Here is a 19,899-nt window from a genome sequence, read left to right on the forward strand (position 1 = left end):
GATTACCTTATTTTATTGTCTATAACTATTATCGGCTTAATAACCATAAGTGTTAACTATATTTGTAATATTTCTAGTTTTTTTGTGATTTTTCGCGAATTTATAAGAAATAATGTAAAAACAGGCTTGAATAGTTCGAAAAACAATCAAAATTATTTTTATTAAAAAAAAACCAGTAACATTGCTGTTACTGGCTTATTAAATTTGGTGCGGATGGGGGGACTTGAACCCCCACGCCCTAAAGCACCACCCCCTCAAGGTGGCGTGTCTACCAATTCCACCACATCCGCATTTCAAGCTTTCGCTTAAGTGTTAAACTTAATGATTTAAATGAGGAATATAAATCGTCTAACATTTATTTAAGTTAAATTAATTTGGTATGTCAGAGCTTTTCTCTTTCGTAGATGTTACAGGAACATCCTCTTCTACAGGAGACACTGTTTCAACTGCAGGCGCTGCTTCTAGATTTTCCCATTCGTCAGTCTTTTTAATTTGACCCGCAGTAAGGTTACCTAAAACAATGCTTAAAACAAAAAATACAGTTGCCAAACTTGTCGTTGTTTTCGTCATGAAATTACCAGCACCTGACGATCCAAAAACAGTAGCAGACGCACCGGCACCAAATGAAGAGCCCATATCTGCGCCTTTACCTTGTTGGATTAAAACCATACCAACTAATGCCAAGGCAACAACTAAATAAACTACTAATAAAATTTCGTACATCTTATACGGTTCCTTCTGCACTTTTACAAATTGCAATAAATGAATCTGCTTTTAGACTAGCACCACCAATTAGGCCACCGTCTATATCTGTTTGTGCAAATAATAATTCGCTATTTTTTTCATTAACGCTACCACCATATAAGATGGTAAGCCCTTGTGCTAAATTGCCATCTAATGAAGCAATTTTATCACGGATAAATTTGTGAACGTTTTGTGCCTGTTCTGGCGATGCAGTTTTACCTGTGCCGATGGCCCAAACGGGTTCGTATGCTATCACAGAATCTTTTAGTGCCGCTACACCTAATTTATTAATTATTGCATCAATTTGTATAGAAACGACAAGCTCAGTTTTACCATTTTCTTGCTCTGTTTCACTTTCACCCACACATAAGATTGGAATGAGACCAACATTTTGAGCTCGGGCAAATTTTTCAGCGACCGTAGTATTACTTTCATTATAAATACTACGTCGTTCTGAATGACCTACTAGCACGTACTTCGCGCCTAAATCTTTAATAAGTTTCGCATCAACTTCACCGGTAAAGGCGCCTGGTTTGTTTTCAGAAACAGTTTGCGCTCCTGTACAGACTCCGGTTAAAACCATTGATGATACTAATGGGAAAGGGGGAAATAAGACAATGTCTATCTCTTTTGATTTAACATTGTTGATGGCACCAGACATTTCTTTAATTAGCTCTAACGAACCATTCATTTTCCAGTTGCCTGCGACCATTGGCTTGCGTATTGCCATTTTTCCACTCCACATTAGAAAGCGGGCGAGATATTAACTTTTCTCGCCCAAAGTTACAAGAGGTTATTGTTATCAATCAGTTTATTTGCTCATAGATTCGACAACTGTCGCAATTTTTTGCGCACTATCGAGTACTATTTTTTCTTGTTCTGCTTCAACCATAACACGCACAACAGGCTCAGTACCTGATTTACGAAGTAAAACGCGCCCTTTATCGCCTAAGCTTTTCTCTACTTCGGCAACAGCTGCAAGGACCTCTGTTGTACTCGTTGGATCAGTTCCCGGTGTATAACGTACGTTAATCATTTTCATTGGGTATTTAGTAAAGCCTGCACCTAAGTCTTGTAGAGTACGGTTTTGTGCAACCATTGCAGCCAATACTTGTAGGCTTGAAATAATACCATCTCCGGTACTTATCAAATCTAGATTTAGAACATGGCCCGAGCTTTCCCCACCAATTTTCCAACCCTTCTGTTGCAGTAATTCCATAACGTAGCGATCGCCTACTTTACTACGTGCGAATTCAATTCCTTTGGCTTTTAAAGCATTTTCAAGACCCATGTTAGACATAACAGTCCCAACTACGCCACCACCTAAGTTATCTTCTTGGGCTGCTTGACACGCAATTATATAAACTAGATCATCACCATCAAATACACGGCCATTATGATCAACCATCATAACGCGATCACCATCACCATCATAAGCAATACCTACGTCTGCTTTAAATTCAAGTACTTTACGTTTAAGTGTATCTACGTGTGTAGCACCACATTCATGATTTATGTTTACGCCATTTGGCTCACACGCATGGGTAATTACTTCAGCACCAAGTTCGCGCATAACAGAAGGAGCAATATGATATGTAGCACCATTAGCACAATCAACGACGACTTTGAGACCCTCTAATGACAAACCTTGTGGAAACTGACTTTTACAAAATTCTATGTAACGACCATCTGCACTGACTAAACGAGATGCTTTACCTAATTTATCAGATGCAACGCAAGTCATTGGCTCATCAAGCATCGCTTCTATTTGAAGCTCTACGGAATCAGCTAGCTTTAGGCCTTGTCCATTAAAAAACTTAATACCATTATCGTAATAAGGGTTGTGTGATGCACTAATTACAATTCCCGCTTCCGCACGAAACGTTTGCGCTAAATAGGCAACAGCAGGCGTTGGCATAGGGCCAAGTAACACGACGTCAATACCTGCGGCAATTAACCCAGCTTCAAGTGCTGTTTCAAGCATATAACCTGAGATACGTGTATCTTTACCAATAATTACTTTTTTAGTGCCACCCAGAGATAAAACACGCCCTGCAGCCCAACCTAATTTCATAGCAAACTCTGGGTTAATAGGTGCTGTACCAACTAATCCACGCACTCCATCAGTGCCAAAATATTTTCTTTCTTTCATTATTGTATTCCTTGTTCGCAGGCTCGTAATACACTAAGCACGTCTGCGGTTTCTTTTACGTCATGTACGCGAATAATTTTTGCGCCATTTTGCGCCGCGATTAGCGCACCTGCTAAGCTACCTGCCAATCGCTCACTTGTTTCTCTATTTAATAAATTACCTATCATCGATTTACGAGATAAACCAGCCAATAATGGCAAACCCAATTTATTAAAATCATTAAACTTAGCCAATATTTGATAGTTATGGTTAAGCGTTTTTCCAAATCCAAAACCGGGATCTAGGATAAGTCGTTCAAACTTAATCCCGGCTGTTTCACAGGCTTTAATACGTTGACTAAAAAACATATTTATATCTGCAAACAAATCATCATAATGAGGTGAACATTGCATACTGCGAGGTTGCCCTTGCATATGCATTAAACAAATTGCTACATCTTCATAGTGCGCAACCGTTTCTAACGCATCTAATTCTTGCAAAGCTCTTACATCGTTGACTATATCAGCCCCTGCGAGTATTGCTTGTTCCATTACTTGCGCTTTACTGGTATCAATTGAAATAACGCAATCACTGTGCTCACGTATTGCTTTAATAGCGGGAATTACGCGGGCAAGTTCATCTTTCAAACTCACATTTGGTGCGCCGGGGCGGGTAGATTCTCCGCCTATGTCTACAATTTTCGCACCATCATCCAATAACTGCATTGCACGTTTCAGTGCTATTGTTGGGTCTAAAAACTGCCCACCATCAGAAAATGAATCCGGCGTTACATTTAATATTCCCATAATAACGGGCTTTTCAATATTAAGCGTACGTCCTCTGGGAAGCTTTAATATGTTAGTCATTGCCAACCTTTATTCTTTTTCCAATAAAATTAAATTAATATCTATTATAGCGATAAGTAAATAGCTTAATTACAAGGCGGAATTATGACATATAGTTATTCTATATAAATAATTTCTCAGCGAAGTTAGTGAGTTATTTAATTCGCTAGAATGAACATCCATCAATAAAATTGGTATAAATAACTGATACAAAAAAGCCCCGAAGTACGGGGCTTTCATTCGCTATTTTAACGATTATTCAGCTTTATCATCAAGGTTTGTTTCATCTTTTTTCGATGAATCATCCGATTTTCGACTTTCATCGCTAACTGGCTCTTGAGATTCTTCAGCTTTTACCGGTTTTGCTTCATGGCGGTCATGTGCATCACGCGGTTCACGCACTGGTTGGCGTGCCATTAAATCATCAATTTGCTTAGCATCAATAGTTTCATACTTCATCAGGGCATCTTTCATTGAGTGAAGAATATCAATGTTTTCTTTTAATATTTCTTCTGCTCGTTGATAGTTACGATCTGAAAGTAATCGAACCTCTGCGTCAATTATCTTTGCTGTGTCGTCTGACATGCTAGATGCACGACTGCCGCCGCCACCCATATACATTTCATTTTGATCTTCAGCGTAAAGTAACGGACCTAGTTTTTCACTTAAACCCCAGTGTGTAACCATTTTACGAGCAATATCTGTAGCTCGTTCAATATCATTACTCGCACCTGTTGTTACTTTATCAGCACCATAAATAAGCGCTTCAGCAATTCGACCACCGTAAAGGCTAGAAATCATTGATTCTAAAAGCTCTTTTGAATGACTAACACGGTCTTGTTCAGGCAAGTACATTGTTACACCTAGCGCACGGCCACGTGGAATAATAGATACTTTGTAAACTGGATCATGTTCAGGAACCATACGGCCCACAATTGCGTGACCTGCTTCATGATACGCAGTCATTGCTTTTTCTTGCTCGCTCATCACCATGGTTTTGCGTTCTGCACCCATCATGATTTTATCTTTAGCAGCGTCAAATTCAGCCATACTTACAACACGTTTATTACCACGTGCAGCATAAAGTGCAGCTTCGTTTACTAAGTTCGCTAAATCAGCACCAGAGAAACCAGGTGTACCACGTGCAATAAGTGCCGCTTCAACGTTATCGCCTAATGGCACTTTACGCATGTGTACTTTAAGTATTTGCTCACGGCCACGAATATCAGGTAAACCAACTTCTACTTGGCGGTCAAAACGACCTGGACGAAGTAATGCTGGGTCTAATACATCTGGTCGGTTAGTTGCTGCAATAACGATAATACCTTCGTTACCACCAAAGCCATCCATTTCTACTAGCATTTGGTTAAGTGTTTGCTCACGTTCGTCGTTACCGCCGCCCATACCAGCACCACGTTTACGACCAACAGCATCAATCTCATCTATAAAGATAATACAAGGCGCTGCTTTTTTAGCTTGCTCAAACATGTCACGTACACGTGATGCACCAACACCTACAAACATTTCAACAAAATCTGAACCAGAAATTGTAAAAAACGGTACTTTCGCTTCACCCGCAACAGCCTTTGCAAGTAACGTTTTACCAGTACCAGGAGGACCAACCATTAGTACGCCTTTAGGAATACTACCGCCAAGTTTTTGAAACTTAGAAGGGTCACGTAAAAAGTCTACCAATTCGGTAACATCTTCTTTCGCTTCATCACAACCAGCAACATCTGCAAACGTTGTTTTAATTTGATCTTCGCTCATTAAACGCGCTTTACTCTTACCAAATGACATAGCGCCTTTACCGCCGCCGCCTTGCATCTGACGCATGAAGAATATCCATACACCAATCAGCAGTATCATTGGGAACCAAGAAATAAATATACTCGCTAAAAATGACTGTTCTTCAGGTTTTACACCCTTCACATTCACATTACTTTTTAATAAGTCATTTAAAATATCTTTGTCGTAAATTGGCATAATCGTTTGAAAACGTTCGCCACTGGTTTTAGTACCTGTAATTGTCCCACTGGTACTTTCAATTGCCACTTCTTGTATAGAGCCATTTCGGGCGTCTTTAACAAATTGACTATAGCTTGTCTGACGATCAACTTGATCGCCACCATTAAAGCTCTGGAAGACTGACATCAGCACAACTGCAATGACCAGCCATAGTATTAAGTTTTTCGCCATATCGCTCAAGGGGTTAACCTCTTGTATCCAATTAATTTAAATTCAACTAAACGCCAAGCAACTGTACTACAGTTTGTATCCAGTCGCTACTATATATACTTCCCGAGAACGGGCACGCGAGGCATCAGGTTTACGTATCTTCACTACTTTAAAACTATTACGTACGTCTTGTAAGTATTGATCAAAGCCTTCACCTTGAAACACTTTAACAATAAATGCACCATTTTTCTTTAGTACTTGGCTACACATATCTAATGCAAGCTCTACCAAATACATACTACCAGCTTGATCAACTGAATTATTACCACTCATATTTGGTGCCATGTCAGAGAATACCACATCAACATTTTTACCATCAATGCGTTTTAATAATGCATTTAATACAGCCTCCTCACGAAAGTCACCTTGTAAGAAGTCTACACCTGCAAGGGAATCCATCGGTAAAATATCACATGCTATTACTTGACCTTTATCACCCACTTTTTCGGCTAAATACTGTGACCAACTACCCGGCGCGGCCCCTAAATCTACCACTGTCATACCCGGACGCAGTATTTTATCTCTGTTCTGAACTTCATCTAATTTAAAAACCGCTCTAGAACGCCAGCCTTTTTTTTGCGCTTCTTGAACATATTTATCATCAAAATGTTCTTTCAGCCATCGCTGTGAACTGGCTGACTGTTTTTTATTTGTCATAAATTAACACGCAACTAATTAGTAATATTCCTTAGATGGCGGTAGAATACCCTTAATTCAAGCCATATTCAGCAAAATTTGTATAAACATGACATTATCAAATAAACAAAAGCAGTTTTTAAAAGGTCAGGCACATAGCCTCAAGCCAGTAGTTTTACTAGGTTCTAACGGTTTAACCGAAGGCGTAGTAATGGAAATTAAAAGTGCGTTAGAAATTCACGAATTGATTAAAGTGAAAGCGCCGACTGACGATCGTGAAACTAAAGCTCTTATTTTTGAAGCTATCGTACGTGAAACTGGTGCGACTAAGTTACAAACAATTGGTCACACTATTGTACTTTATCTTCAAAGTGCTGAGAGAAAAATACATTTACCACGTAACTAAATTACTATTTTAAGTAACCTAGTGTGTTTAATGAAAAAACCAGCTTAATGCTGGTTTTTTGTTATTTTACGTTTTAAATTAAAAACTCATTTTATGATGGGTTACATCATATTCACTGCCAGTACTACTGGGCTTCTTATTTAATATAAAGTACTGAGTAAATTGTGTTTCACTCATTGCTGGCACTTTTTCATTCGAAAGTAGCTCGGCTAATTGCGGTGTTGTATTACTGTGCCCAATAACAACAACTACACCTTTTAGTTTTAGTAACTCATTTTTTAAATCACTTAGCTCACCTGCGTTATACACATTTACGTCGATATTAAAATATGCCTGCAAAGGAGCTGCTGTTTGTAACGTACGTTTATAGTTGCTGCTGAAAATATGTATCTTTTGATATTCTTTAAAAAAAGTAACTAAATTATTTGCACGTGCCTTTCCCGCCTCTGAGAGCGCTGGATTTTTACCCGCTAATTTTTCGCTATGACGAAACAAATATATTTCATCCGGTGTTGCAAATGCCAAACTACAATTAAATAACATAACTAAAAAAATGATTGCTAATATTATTTTATTATTCATATTTTTTTACCTCGTTTGTATTCTAATAGTCTGTCGATGAATTCAGTCGTTAGTTCATTGATTACGCCAGTTTCAGCATTAACTATTAAGCTAAAACCAATATTTAAGTGAGGAAATACAACCACATCACTCCTATAGCCTTGCACCCACCCGCTATGATAATAAAGCGTTTCTTCCGCGTAGTTATAAACACGCCAGCCTAAGCCGTAATATGCTTCATTAAGATGCTTTTTCCACACCCTGCGATACAGTTCTTTTTTTGTATGTGTATAAGGACGTGTTTGTTTTGCTAACGCATCTAGCGATAGAACATCAGGGTATTGTCCTAGTTGCGCTTTTAACCAAATAGCCATATCACTTGCACTGGCATTAACACCTGCTGCGGGCCCTACTTTATAGTAATTTTTTTTAAGTTTAGCAGTATACCAACGCTTTTTACCACGCACGTGAGGGAGTGCAAAATTTTTATCTTTTACCATACCGTCATAACCTAAACTGGCATCTGCCATTTTCAGAGGTAAAAAAACAGCTTTACTTAACCATTGGGAATAATTTTTATTTGTAGCGTGAAAAATCACATCGTCAATTAAGCTAAACATTACATTTTGATAACCGTAGCATTGTCCGGGTTCACAAATTGGCTTAACGCTAAGTAGCTTTTCAACAATATCGGGGTAGCGCATACGCGACTCAATTAAGTTATCGTATGCATTTGGTACTAAACCACTTGAGTGACTTAAAAGGTGAAATACTTTTAAATCATCTTCATACACTGTGTTTTTGAACTCTGGAATATAATTACTTATTGGTTCATCTAACCTTAATATACCGTCAGAGGCTAGCTTTGCAGCTAACGAACCTGCAAAGGTTTTAGACACAGATGCCAATCTAAAACGAGTATGAGCATCAACACTTTGCCCATTACGTGCTTTGGTAGCTCCTATCGGATGAATGTAGTCACTATTTTGAATATTAACTATCGATAATGCCGCACCGGGAATACCTTTACTCTTTAGTTTCTTTTCGGCATAGCGACCGTACTTTTTTACAAATGAATCCCAACCGGGATCCGTTTTTGCTACGACATCTATGGAGCTAAGCAATAAACACAGCGCTAAAAGGCTATACAATACAGAAGGGAGGTACTTCATTTTTTATAATTTTTATCTTTTTAAACTACATCTAGGTACATAATATCATGAAGTTTTGTTTGGACTAACGTACAATACGACGATTATTGTATTTTTAGTGGGTGTGAAGTACTTATGCGTTTTTTAGTTGTGTCACTTTTTATTTTATTTTTAAGCGGGTGTGTTATCACAAAACAACCAGCGGAGCCTTTGGCTATGCCGTTGAAGCCTAACTTAAAAAGCCAAACATACCAGCTTGAATATGAAACGACTCATTCGTCACCAAAAGTTAAATCTGTTCAATTACCTGCGCATAAAGTTATAAAAAATCAAACTGTTAAGATAATTTCAGACAAAGCAAGCCTAACAGACACACTATTATCGCAAATAAGCCAAGCATTAAACGACAAAGCATTAAAAGTAACGACAAAAAATAATAGTGACTATGTTCTTACTATACAGCAGCTTGATTTGTCATTTACAGACGATACAAAATATTTAATTAAACAGCCACAAAAACCCTTTTCGTTTTATACAGAGGTTGCCCAACAGTACCCAATTCAACAATGTGCCACTATTTTTGCTCAAGTCAGCATGCGTCTAACTCATAAAAAGTCTGGCGACATTGTCTGGTTTGCTAAGTCTTCAATCGACAGCGCAAGCTTTCATCGTGAGCCGCTAGTGTATAGTTTTAATGAAGAACAAAAAATTACGAATGAATTAGAAGTTGTTGCCTTTATCCACCAGCAAAATACAGAAGAGGCACGTTTAGCAAGGTTAGGTAAAGAAATACAAATTCCTAGCTACAAAACACTATCTAAGTTATCAAGCTTAACAAAGCTTACCGGTCCATGTAATCGTACAGAAATAAGTGCATTAACCCCCATGATGCAATTTTATTTAAGCAGTATATTAATCGATAAAATTAAAGTTCAGTAATTTCTAATGTTTGCTACATTTTTTTACAGATTTAAGGAACGTATTAACAATATACTACGCTTTATAACATATAATAATTAGGCTCTTTTGAGATGAAAAACGCTTTACTTAATTATACTTTTTTTATCATTACACTCCTATGTATGAGTATTTTTAGTACTTCAAGTATGGCAAGTAATCGTTATTATGCTGATAACACCTTAGAGCCAACTCAAGGTTTTGCATGGGATTGGAGCGCTGGTGTTGGTTATCATATCGGTGACTCTTACCTAATAGGTGTCGACTCTTATGACCATGGAATGCTGGTTGACTTAACACTTGCCCTATCTTATGAAAATTTTTATCTCGACTTTGATCATAATCAACTAAGTGGCGGCCTTGTTGTAGGTTACAGCCTGATAGACAAGTTTGATTGGGGTCTCGATATTTTAGGTACAAATGTTCAAAGTGGCTTTAACGATAAAGGACTAGGTCTATACAATGATGGCATTATCGATGAGTTAAGGGGTATAAAAACACGTAACTACGATTTTGATACCGGACTCAGATTAACTCGTCGATTTGAAAACTCACAAATTTCTTTTGAATACCTTCATGACATTTCTGGCACACATAATGGCTGGATCGTAAATACCTTTTTTAGCCATATTTTACCCTGGCGTAACTGGGAGTTTAGAACTGGAGTTGGGTTGAGTGCTTACTCTAGTGACTTCACCAATTATTATTTTGGTATAGACAGTAGTGAAGCGACGAGTGATCGTCCAATTTATAGAACAAATGCAAGTAGCAGTATGATGTTTGAATTCCATGCTGAGTACCCAATTAACCAAGATTGGGTCTTTTTAGCAGGATGGCTGACGACTTGGTTTTCAAATGAGATTGATGAAAGCCCTATTATTACTCGAAGATATCAACACCAAGCCAAGGTAGGCCTTCGTTATGTATTCTAGATGGGTCTGTGCTTTTCTGCTTTTCCCTACGGCATTTTTATCAAAAGCAGATGAAATGCCCAATGCGCTTATTGCGCTTCCAGATACTTGTGTCGCACTTAGAGAAGGAAGAAACTGTTATGCTGATATCACTCTAACATGGCATCAGCCAACGTTTGGCAATTACTGCTTACGCGATGCGACCTCAAAGTACATTATGCAATGCTGGCTTAAACAAAAGGAAGGAACTTTTAATTATGCTTTTGATTCACAGCAGAGTATCTCATTTGAGCTCTTTGATAGTAATACATCTAAAGTTATTAGCCTTACAGAAGTAAAACTACAGTGGGTATATCAAAACAGACAAAAGAAACGCCGTTGGCGATTATTTTAATAAACACATTAAGGATAATTTATGAATAACTACGGCACTATTTTACTCGTTGAAGATGATGTATCGCTCGCTCAGTGGGTTGCAGAATACTTAACGGAGCAAGGTTATACGACCCATGTATGCCATCGAGGCGACGAGGTTATTGGCCAAGTAAAAACCTTAAATCCTAGCATTGTCCTACTTGATATTATGCTTCCTGGACAAGACGGAATTAGCGTATGCAGAGAACTGCGTAGCTTTTATAACTCCCCTATTATAATGCTCACCGCACGCGATGAAGAAATGGATGAAGTAATAGGGTTAGAAGTTGGTGCAAGTGACTATGTCATGAAACCCGTTCGCCCTCGTGCACTTTTAGCTAGAATTAAAGCTGCACTTCGCCAAAATAATGAACCAAACAAATCACTGGCAAACGAAAAATTAATAACGGTTGGCGCGCTGAGTATTAACACTGAATCTAGAAGCGTAAAATTAAACGATCTTGATATAAATATATCCAGCGCAGAGTATTTACTTCTTCACTATTTAACGAGTAATGCGGGTCAAGTCGTATCACGTGATGCTGTTTTTAAAGCAACAAAAGGCCGTGAGTATGACGGCTTGGATAGAAGTGTTGACGTACTTATTTCAGCACTGCGCAAAAAATTTAATGATGATCCACAAAATCCGACTAAAATTAAAACTATATGGGGACGAGGTTACTTACTCGTATCTACCGCATGGTAAAAAGTGATACATAAGTGAAGAAATTTTATATTTCACTACTTAGCAGTGCACTTTTATCTATCGTTGTACTTGGCTGGTTAATTGATGCATTTAGCCAACAAACACAAACCTCAGAAGATGAATTTAGTGTGCAAAGTAAGATGATAATGGGCTTTAGCAAACAATTAGCTAATATCCCAACTTCTGAACGTGGTCGTTATGTAAAGCAACTAGCGAATGAGTTTAATTTATTAATTGATTACAAGCACAATGAATCTCTCGCACTACCTCCTTCATTATTATTACAGATGCACACTGCCGGTGGGTTAATTTTAGAAGATCAACAAGGCTTCTATATGCTTTATAGTAGTCAAATATTAAGCCCCTTTCATATATCAATGCGGTTAGACAAACGCGTAGATACTGAGCAGCGCAATGATATATTTTTAACACTACTATTTTATGCTGGTTTGTGCGTATTTATGGGGTTTATTATTACCCCTCTTGCAAAGCGCTTAACAGTCTTAAATGAAGCAGCTAAAAAGTTTGCCTCAGGTAATGTACAAGCAAGAATTAAAGTATCGCACTTCACCTACATAAAAGATGTAGAGCTCACATTTAACAGAATGGCCAGTCAGATAGAAAAACTAGTCGCCGAAAATAAACTAATGGCGTCAAGCTTATCTCACGATATTCGTACACCCATTGCGTGCCTGCGCTTTGGATTAGATGCGGCTATTGATAGCTATGATGAGCAACAAATAAAAAAATATTTATCCCGTATGGAAAGCGATTTAGACCATATGGAGTCTATGTTAAAAAGCTATTTAGCCTTTGCAACGCTTGAGCAAAATGCCAACAAATTGACCTACTCTTCAACTAATATTAAGCACTATCTCAGTGATATATTAATACAACTTGCACCTAAATTTGAATCGCAAATGCTCAACGTACAACTTAATAGCTCAAGTGACATTATCAATGCCGACTTACATTGGCTTGCTCGTGCAATAACTAACTTATTAAATAATGCTTGTGACTTCGCAGAGCTACATATTTATCTAAGTGCTAAAGTGTACGAACACCAGCTTGTAATCACTGTTGAAGACGATGGCCCTGGTATAGCAAAAGAAAATTTTAACAACGTATTTAGCCCATTTTTCAAAGAAGAAGAACATCGTAACCGCGCAGATAAAAGCTATGGGCTAGGCCTTGCGATTGTTGAAAAAGTAGCTGATTGGCATCATGGCAGCGTAAAAGTAAGTAAAAGTAACCAATTAGGTGGAGCCTGTTTTACACTCATTATCGATCAACATCACAAGGCGTAAAGCATTAATTACACCCTGTAATTAACATTTTAAAAACAAAAACAACCTGTTAACTATAACTATACAGTAACATTTATTAAAAACATCGCGTATACCATACTACTGGCATACTAAATTGTGTGAGATCAGCAAATAAGCACTTTTTATTTTTTTACATTTCCAGTAGATTGTCTGCGCCGTCAAAAAATAGAGAAGTACAATAATATGAGCGCAGTTAGAGGCGAGTTTAGTTCTCGTTTTGGTTTTATTATGGCCGCCGCAGGTTCTGCTGTTGGCTTGGGTAATATTTGGGGATTCCCTACACAAACAGCCAGCAATGGTGGTGCTGCTTTTTTAGTAGCATATTTAGTACTCGCGTTCTTTTTGGCTTACCCAGCTTTAATGGCCGAACTTATGATTGGTCGCCATGGTCAAGCAAATGCAGTTTCATCGCTTCAAAAAATATCTAATAGACCTTGGCAAAAACACTTCGCGTTTATTGTGGGTTTTGGCGGTATTTTATGTGCTGGATTTATATTAAGTTTTTACGCGATTGTTGCCGGTTGGATGCTCAGCGCAACAGCAGAGCCAATAGCGACGCTTGTTGGTGCAAACTCTACATCCACATGGCTAAGCGAGCAATCACTTACGCGAAATATTATATTTACTATGGTCTTTATCTTATTAACCGTCGCTATTATTAGTCGAGGTGTTGAAAATGGTATAGAAAAATGGTCAAAGCGTTTAATGCCTGCATTACTGGGAATTTTATTTTCATTAATTGCTTATGTAATGACGCAAAATGGCGCAATGGAAGGCTTAAAGGCGTACTTAGTTCCTGATTTTTCTTCTATTTTTGATCCTCAGTTATTAGTCAGTGCGTTAGGCCAAGCTTTTTTCTCATTATCATTGGGTACCAGTGTAATGATTATTTATGGCTCATACATTAGTAAAAAAGAGAACCTCGTTTCATTAGGTGCTTATGTAACCCTTATTGACGTCCTCATTGCCTTTGTAGCAGGTTTACTTATTATTCCTGCAATGTATGTCGCTCAAGCACAAGGCGTAGAAATATTTTCACCGGTAACAGGGAAGCTGTTATCAGAAGATACATTAGTATTCCAAGTACTACCTGCATTATTTGATGGTATGGGTAGCGTAGGCTTATTTGTTGGCTTTGCATTTTTTGCGTTGATGAGCATAGCAGCGCTAACATCATCAATCTCAATGCTTGAAGCACCGGTATCATACACAGTAGAACGCTTTGCAATGAAACGTGTGCAAGCTACTTGGTTCATTGGCGCTTTAATTGCTGTCGTTAGTATTACAATTGTATGCAATCTCAGCTCTTTATTTGGTCTGGTTATAACACTTACAACGAAAGTTGCCCAACCACTATTAGGGTTAATGTGTTGCATATTTGTTGGTTGGATTTGGTACAGGGGTTCACTACTCAAAGCTATTCAACAAGGAAACCCTGAAGTCCATAATACATTTTTTTGGAAAATATGGCCTTGGTATACTAAGTTTGTATGCCCACTAGCAATAGGTACAGTTTTTTTACATTCGTTATTAAGTTAAGCACTATAAAAATAGCCCACATTTGTGGGCTATTTTGTTAGCTATTAAATTAAGTCACTTAGCGTAGTAAAAATCACTAAACCACTTTTAAAATCATGTCTTGATGAGGAATGCCATCTTCAAGGTACTCTTCCCCCACACTTTCGAAACCAAATGAGCGATAAAAGTCGAGTAAATATGTTTGCGCGCCAATGTAAATATCACGCTCAGGCCACTGGTCTTTACAACACTTTATAGCTGTAGCTACAAGCTCACTTGCATAACCTTTGCCTCGTACCTTTTCATTCACTAAAACACGCCCTATTGAGCTGTACTGCGCGTTTCTATCATAACAACGAGCGTAGCTAAGCAACTTATTATTATCAATGCTATATATGTGCCGAGTAGTTACAGCAACATCATGATCATCAAGCTCTGGGTAAGGACAAGCCTGCTCAACTACAAACACATCCACCCGACCGCGAACAATAGTAAAAAGTGTATGTGTATCAAAAGCCTCAAATGACTCACATTTAAACTGCATATTAAATCCTATAGACAAAAAACCCAGCCTAAGCTGGGTTTGTTTAAATCACTGGCGAGTATTAAGCAAATAAACGCTCTAACTGATCACAAAGCTGTGAAAGATTAACATGATCATGCTCTATTGTTACGTCAATATAACCATCACCTTTAAAAGCACGATCGAGCTCAATTAAAACATGTGTTTTATGCGCTTCCGGCACAAACGACAATTCAATTTCCTGAATGCCAAATAAGCTTCTGCTATTAGGTTTATATTCAAGCTCTTGATAACAGCCAGATACAGACTGAAATGTAGATGCGCGTAAATGCCCCTTCTCCACATCAGCTTTAGCTAAGCTAAAACCTAATTTTTCCATTGCCTGCATACAGGTTTTAACTGCTTCATTAGGGTAAATATGCAAATGGTCTTTATCAGTAGGGTCAAGTGCTAAATCAATATCCAAACCAGTTTCTAGCCAAACGTGAGATTGATTGTAACCTGCATTAATTTCTGTAATTGGTGTTTCAGAGTGAAGACGCGCCTCAAAAGGAATACTTTTAACTTCGCCAGGCTCAATTGTACCAATTTCAGTGATGCGCCACTGATCAATTACATGATTAGTAAAATAGTCCCCATCATCTCCTGCTACTTTAACACGAGTCATTAGTAGCAAATCTAATCCTGATATTTCTTGGCTTACATCACCTGCAGTAATCACAATTTGTGCATTGAAAAGCTGGCCTGGTTGCAAGTGCTCTGTCTCTAAAATGGTGTCTACTTTAGCGGCACCAATACCTACCGATGCTAAAATCTTTTTAAACATATATTTCTCCTTAAGCTGAGCGGCTCTGTTATATGCTCTAACTTAAACCTCTTCGTTATCGCATCTTAACCATATTTAAAAGCGGTTGTCAGTGAAAAAGTGTTATTTACATGCTATTTACGATTAAATACGTGTTATATGAGCATTTTTCATACGCAGTAAGGTATCAACTTCATTAAATGAGCATGTCTTTACACTATATTTATTTTCATTGATATGAGTTTTTCGCTACACTGCAATACCAAATGAAGTGATATTAAGAATTATGGAACTAATCTATTTTGCTACCGCGTTTGTTTGTGGTTTTGCTGTTTACCAATTAAAACTACCTCCTCTTATTGGCTTTTTATTAGCAGGCTTTGCTTTAAATTTATCGGGTTATAAAAGTACAGAATTGCTTGATACAATTGCAGCCCTTGGTGTTACCCTTTTATTATTCAGCATTGGCTTAAAACTCAAAGTTAATAGCTTAATGAAACCGCAAGTCTGGGCACCAGCCACGCTTCACATTATTTTTAGTAGTGCTTTATTCAGTGGCTTTATGTTATTGCTTGGGGTCTTCGCCCTCCCTCTTTTTGTCGACTTGAGTTGGCAAAGCGCCTTATTAGTTGGGTTTGCCCTAAGTTTTTCTAGTACAGTATTTGCGGTGAAAGTACTCGAAGAACGCGGAGAAATGGCAAGTTTACACGGCAAAATTGCCATTGGTATATTGGTAATGCAAGATATATTCGCCGTAATATTTTTAGCAATTAGTACAGGCAAAATCCCTAATGTTTGGGCGTTGGCGCTTATTGTTGCTCTACCTTTATTGCGCCCTCTTATGTACTGGGTGCTTAATCGCTCTAAACATGGTGAGCTACTCCCATTATTTGGCTTTTTCTTTGCGCTTATTGCAGGTTATAACGCATTTGAATATGCAGGCCTTAAAGGTGATTTAGGAGCACTTATAATAGGAATGATGTTTGCACCGCATAAAAAAGCTGGCGAATTATCAAAATCGTTACTTAATTTAAAAGATATATTACTGGTTGGTTTTTTCTTAAGCATTGGCTTAAATGCCGAGCTAACGATTAATTCTTTAATTATTGCCATCATACTTATTTTTGTATTACCGATTAAAATAGCCCTTTATTATTTATTTACAAATGCATTTAAACTACGTGCTCGTACGTCGCTACTTACAGCCTTTAGTTTATCCAATTACAGTGAGTTTGGCCTTATTGTATGTGCGGTAGCGGCTACAACGGGGATGATTACTTCTGAGTGGTTAGCGGTAATGGCTATCGCTGTTTCTATCACCTTTGTGATTGCATCTCCTCTAAACAAGCGCTCAAACGAGTTATATGTAAAAGTAGAACATTGGCTATTAAAGTTCGAAAGTAAAACACGCTTAGCAGAAGAACTACCTGTAAATCTGAACGATACTAAAATAGTTATTTTTGGAATGGGTCGAATTGGTACTGGTGCATACGAAACAATTAACGCTACGCACCCAAATTTAGTTGCTGGTATTGACATAAAACCTGAGGTGGTTGATAAACATATTAATAGAGGCAGAAAAGTGCTGATTGCAGATGCAACCGATCCCGACTTTTGGCAACGCGTAAACCACTCTCATGTAGAAATGGTTATGCTTACAATGCCAAAGCATATGCAGAATATTTTTGCTTTAGAGCAGCTCCAAGCCTCAGGTTATAAAGGTCAGGTAACTGCCATTGCAAACTACCCAGATCAACAAAAAGAGCTTGAAGATATGGGCGTACACTCGACCTATAACTTTTACCTAGAGGCTGGTAGTGGTTTTGCTGAACATGTAAAACAAAAACTGTTTACGTAAAGTGAGATCTAGTCCTTAATAATTACTAAAGATAATTTAAGCTTTTTTCCTACACGGATGTAGGTAATGGGCGTTATCAGAACGTAGAAACGTGTTAATAATTTTTATTTAGAACAACTAGGTAAAAAAATTTGCCTAGTTCGGCGCAATTTTCTTACCGTTAAATAGACTCCATATAGAAGCAGATTGGTATAAATCCCCCCAAGTTAGAACAAATTTTAATCCGGAAAGATCAACAAGCAATAGCTAAAAAATAAAAATAATGAACTATACATTTATTTTAATACTTTTTGATGACTGAAAATCAATTCTATTTACATTCCTTTACAAGCGGGCCAACTAACATGTAAAAAAACAGGTAAACTGTTCGTGTTGGTTAAATAAGCTTCATGTTCTAAGACTTAATTAATTAGACTCCAGCTAATTAAAGTTCAACTAAGTTTAATTTTCTAACATAAATTCTTAATTAAGAGGGCCTACTCCCTCACTCAATAGGCTGTTTCTTGCCCGTCACAGCCTATTTTATTTCCTTAAAACACCTTACACTTAACTATGTCTTATACATTGAAGTAAGTGAATGGATCCAGAACAATTAAAACTTGCCATTAATACCAAGATGCCGTTTGGAAAATATGCAGGACGCCCATTATTAATGCTGCCAGAGCCTTATCTTGTGTGGTTTAAGCAACAAGGCTTTCCTGATTCAAAACTAGGTAGTCAATTAGCAATGATGTACGTAGTAAAGTTGAATGGGCTTGAGCAAATGTTGATGCCGTTATTAGAAAAAAAATAAAATAATTGGAAACTATTTTTAAAATACACGGTCTACTACTTTGCTACTTGTTGATTTTGGTTTTAACCACAAAAAAAGCGCCTTAAGGCGCTTTTTTTATATCCTCCATGAAACTACTTTTTAGCGGCAAGCTAATGACAAATTTAGCCCCACCAAGGACTGATTTTTCAACCCAGTAATCACCTTGATGCCAAGATACAATTTTACTCACAATAGCGAGTCCTAAACCAAACCCACCTGTTTTTTTGTCTCTACTCTTATCGAGGCACGTAAAAGGTTTAAACACATTTTCTCGCTCCATTTCAGCGATACCTATTCCATCGTCTTCAACAATAAATAGTATGCTGTGAGGCTCTGTAAGCAGTGTTACTTTTACTTGGCTTATTGCGTATTTAATAGCATTACCAATCAAGTTCTGAAATACGCGAGCAATGAAATGACTATCGCATTTATAGCTTAACTTGTCAGGCAAGTTATTTATAAGTCTAATTCGCGTGTCAAAATTTAGCTTTTCAATACTTATTTTAACCAATCCGACTAGATCACAACTTACAGACTGTAAACTTGGTTGCTGAGAGTCTAACCTTGCGTATTCAAGCATTTCTGAAACAAGTGATTCAAGTTCATTTATATCAGCGCTCATATTAGCTAAATATTTTTCGCTTTTATCATCTAAAAGTTGATCTTGGAGCATAGCAATTGCAAATTTAAGACGTGCCAACGGCGTTCGAAATTCATGAGAAACAGACGATGTAAGCTCCTGCTGAGCTGTTAATAAAAAAGTTATACGTTGTTGCATTACTTTTAGTGTATCGGTAACGGGTAAAAAAAACGATTTAGAGGTATTTGTTAATTGAAAATCTTGCAAGCCTTCGACGGCCTCACATGCGTGTCGCAATTTAGAAAAATCACGCCAAAGTAAAAAGCTCCAAAGACCTACAGGCACACCAACAATAATAAGTAATAATAAATATGGCCAAACAGAAGTGGGGGTAGACGTTGATACTCCTACAGGACCAACCTGTAGCAGTTCATTTTCGCTAAGCTCTACATACCATACAATACGTTGTTGTTTATCGTATAAATAGAGGTAGTGATTGTCTGTTAATTTCGCTTGTTGTGCTAAAGGTAATATTAAATCACGACGAGCAATTATGTGGCTTTCAAAATTATGTTCTAGCTTTTTTAGACCGTTAGGAGTTTGTGAGAGCAACCAAAGCGATTGCCCAAACTCATCGTCTAATAATACTTGCTGCTGTGAGTCTTCATAAGGCCATAACTGTTCAACTACACCGCTTACTACGAATAAAGAAACCACGATGTAAATATATAAACTCGTAAACAGTTTTCCCATTAAAGCCGACTAACCCATAA

The 19,899-nt window shown here is 37.7% G+C and carries 20 protein-coding genes and 1 tRNA gene; 9 read left to right on the forward strand and 12 right to left on the reverse strand.

Features of this window, described 5'->3' with window-relative positions:
• Positions 1-205: 205 nt before the first annotated feature.
• From NRL14_RS04215 to rlmE, 7 genes are all read right to left on the reverse strand, one after another.
• Positions 206-290: transfer RNA gene (locus NRL14_RS04215), tRNA-Leu, on the reverse strand.
• A 79-nt stretch (positions 291-369) separates the two neighbouring features.
• Positions 370-723 (reverse strand): preprotein translocase subunit SecG, encoded by a 354-nt coding sequence (secG, locus tag NRL14_RS04220; RefSeq protein ID WP_306724089.1) that lies wholly within the window; start codon positions 721-723, stop codon positions 370-372.
• A 1-nt stretch (position 724) separates the two neighbouring features.
• Positions 725-1,474: a triose-phosphate isomerase gene (gene tpiA, locus NRL14_RS04225; protein WP_306724090.1), complete on the reverse strand. Its 750-nt coding sequence runs from the start codon at positions 1,472-1,474 to the stop codon at positions 725-727.
• A gap of 81 nt (positions 1,475-1,555) precedes the next feature.
• Entirely contained in the window at positions 1,556-2,896 is a 1,341-nt protein-coding gene (gene glmM, locus NRL14_RS04230) for a phosphoglucosamine mutase (protein ID WP_007377781.1), read from the reverse strand.
• Positions 2,896-3,741: a dihydropteroate synthase gene (folP, locus tag NRL14_RS04235; RefSeq protein WP_149614272.1), complete on the reverse strand. Its 846-nt coding sequence runs from the start codon at positions 3,739-3,741 to the stop codon at positions 2,896-2,898. Before folP ends, glmM begins: the two co-directional genes overlap by 1 nt.
• 234 nt (positions 3,742-3,975) lie before the next feature.
• Positions 3,976-5,919: an ATP-dependent zinc metalloprotease FtsH gene (ftsH, locus tag NRL14_RS04240; protein WP_306724154.1), complete on the reverse strand. Its 1,944-nt coding sequence runs from the start codon at positions 5,917-5,919 to the stop codon at positions 3,976-3,978.
• Positions 5,920-5,985: 66 nt separating this feature from the next.
• Positions 5,986-6,615: a 23S rRNA (uridine(2552)-2'-O)-methyltransferase RlmE gene (gene rlmE, locus NRL14_RS04245; RefSeq protein WP_007377784.1), complete on the reverse strand. Its 630-nt coding sequence runs from the start codon at positions 6,613-6,615 to the stop codon at positions 5,986-5,988.
• An 88-nt stretch (positions 6,616-6,703) separates the two neighbouring features.
• Here rlmE and yhbY point away from each other — a divergent pair, with 88 nt between their 5' ends.
• Positions 6,704-7,000 (forward strand): ribosome assembly RNA-binding protein YhbY, encoded by a 297-nt coding sequence (gene yhbY / locus NRL14_RS04250; protein ID WP_007377785.1) that lies wholly within the window; start codon positions 6,704-6,706, stop codon positions 6,998-7,000.
• A 78-nt stretch (positions 7,001-7,078) separates the two neighbouring features.
• Here yhbY and NRL14_RS04255 read toward each other — a convergent pair whose 3' ends face one another.
• Together NRL14_RS04255 and NRL14_RS04260 are read right to left on the reverse strand one after the other, a co-directional pair.
• Positions 7,079-7,582 (reverse strand): histidine phosphatase family protein, encoded by a 504-nt coding sequence (locus NRL14_RS04255; protein WP_007377786.1) that lies wholly within the window; start codon positions 7,580-7,582, stop codon positions 7,079-7,081.
• The gene (locus tag NRL14_RS04260; RefSeq protein ID WP_306724091.1) at positions 7,579-8,733 is read right to left on the reverse strand and encodes a serine hydrolase; all 1,155 of its coding nucleotides are present in this window, start codon (positions 8,731-8,733) and stop codon (positions 7,579-7,581) included. The genes NRL14_RS04255 and NRL14_RS04260 overlap by 4 nt, the downstream gene beginning before the upstream one ends.
• A gap of 114 nt (positions 8,734-8,847) precedes the next feature.
• Between NRL14_RS04260 and NRL14_RS04265 the strand changes: the two genes are divergently transcribed.
• The 6 genes from NRL14_RS04265 (at position 8,848) to NRL14_RS04290 (ending at position 14,567) form a co-directional block, all read left to right on the forward strand.
• Positions 8,848-9,651, forward strand: a complete 804-nt coding sequence (locus NRL14_RS04265) for a hypothetical protein (RefSeq protein ID WP_007377788.1) — start codon at positions 8,848-8,850, stop codon at positions 9,649-9,651.
• Positions 9,652-9,743: 92 nt separating this feature from the next.
• Positions 9,744-10,601 (forward strand): MipA/OmpV family protein, encoded by an 858-nt coding sequence (locus NRL14_RS04270; protein ID WP_007377789.1) that lies wholly within the window; start codon positions 9,744-9,746, stop codon positions 10,599-10,601.
• Positions 10,591-10,974 carry a DUF3019 domain-containing protein gene (locus NRL14_RS04275; RefSeq protein WP_033023763.1) on the forward strand — a complete coding sequence of 128 codons (384 nt, stop codon included), beginning with the start codon at positions 10,591-10,593 and terminating at the stop codon, positions 10,972-10,974. Before NRL14_RS04270 ends, NRL14_RS04275 begins: the two co-directional genes overlap by 11 nt.
• 21 nt (positions 10,975-10,995) lie before the next feature.
• Complete coding sequence (locus NRL14_RS04280) at positions 10,996-11,700, forward strand: response regulator transcription factor (RefSeq protein WP_007377791.1); 705 nt, start codon at positions 10,996-10,998, stop codon at positions 11,698-11,700.
• A gap of 14 nt (positions 11,701-11,714) precedes the next feature.
• Entirely contained in the window at positions 11,715-13,007 is a 1,293-nt protein-coding gene (locus tag NRL14_RS04285; protein WP_007377792.1) for an ATP-binding protein, read from the forward strand.
• A 204-nt stretch (positions 13,008-13,211) separates the two neighbouring features.
• Complete coding sequence (locus NRL14_RS04290; protein WP_306724092.1) at positions 13,212-14,567, forward strand: sodium-dependent transporter; 1,356 nt, start codon at positions 13,212-13,214, stop codon at positions 14,565-14,567.
• Between the two features lie 76 nt (positions 14,568-14,643).
• Here the strand turns inward: NRL14_RS04290 and NRL14_RS04295 are convergent, their stop codons facing one another.
• A complete protein-coding gene (locus NRL14_RS04295) occupies positions 14,644-15,090 on the reverse strand; it encodes a GNAT family N-acetyltransferase (RefSeq protein WP_007377794.1) in 447 nt (148 codons plus the stop codon).
• Between the two features lie 61 nt (positions 15,091-15,151).
• Positions 15,152-15,895, reverse strand: coding sequence for a sporulation protein (locus NRL14_RS04300; protein WP_007377795.1), 744 nt, complete (start codon positions 15,893-15,895; stop codon positions 15,152-15,154).
• 265 nt (positions 15,896-16,160) lie between these two features.
• Between NRL14_RS04300 and NRL14_RS04305 the strand changes: the two genes are divergently transcribed.
• Positions 16,161-17,732 (forward strand): cation:proton antiporter family protein, encoded by a 1,572-nt coding sequence (locus tag NRL14_RS04305; RefSeq protein WP_007377796.1) that lies wholly within the window; start codon positions 16,161-16,163, stop codon positions 17,730-17,732.
• Positions 17,733-18,309: 577 nt separating this feature from the next.
• Entirely contained in the window at positions 18,310-18,525 is a 216-nt protein-coding gene (locus NRL14_RS04310) for a DUF3820 family protein (RefSeq protein WP_007377797.1), read from the forward strand.
• An 82-nt stretch (positions 18,526-18,607) separates the two neighbouring features.
• On the opposite strand, the gene NRL14_RS04315 is transcribed toward NRL14_RS04310, so the two are convergent.
• Positions 18,608-19,879 carry an ATP-binding protein gene (locus NRL14_RS04315; protein ID WP_306724093.1) on the reverse strand — a complete coding sequence of 424 codons (1,272 nt, stop codon included), beginning with the start codon at positions 19,877-19,879 and terminating at the stop codon, positions 18,608-18,610.
• Positions 19,880-19,899 lie beyond the last annotated feature (20 nt).

The sequence above is a fragment of the Pseudoalteromonas sp. 20-92 genome, from assembly GCF_030847595.1.
In the GTDB taxonomy this organism is placed as follows: domain Bacteria; phylum Pseudomonadota; class Gammaproteobacteria; order Enterobacterales; family Alteromonadaceae; genus Pseudoalteromonas; species Pseudoalteromonas fuliginea.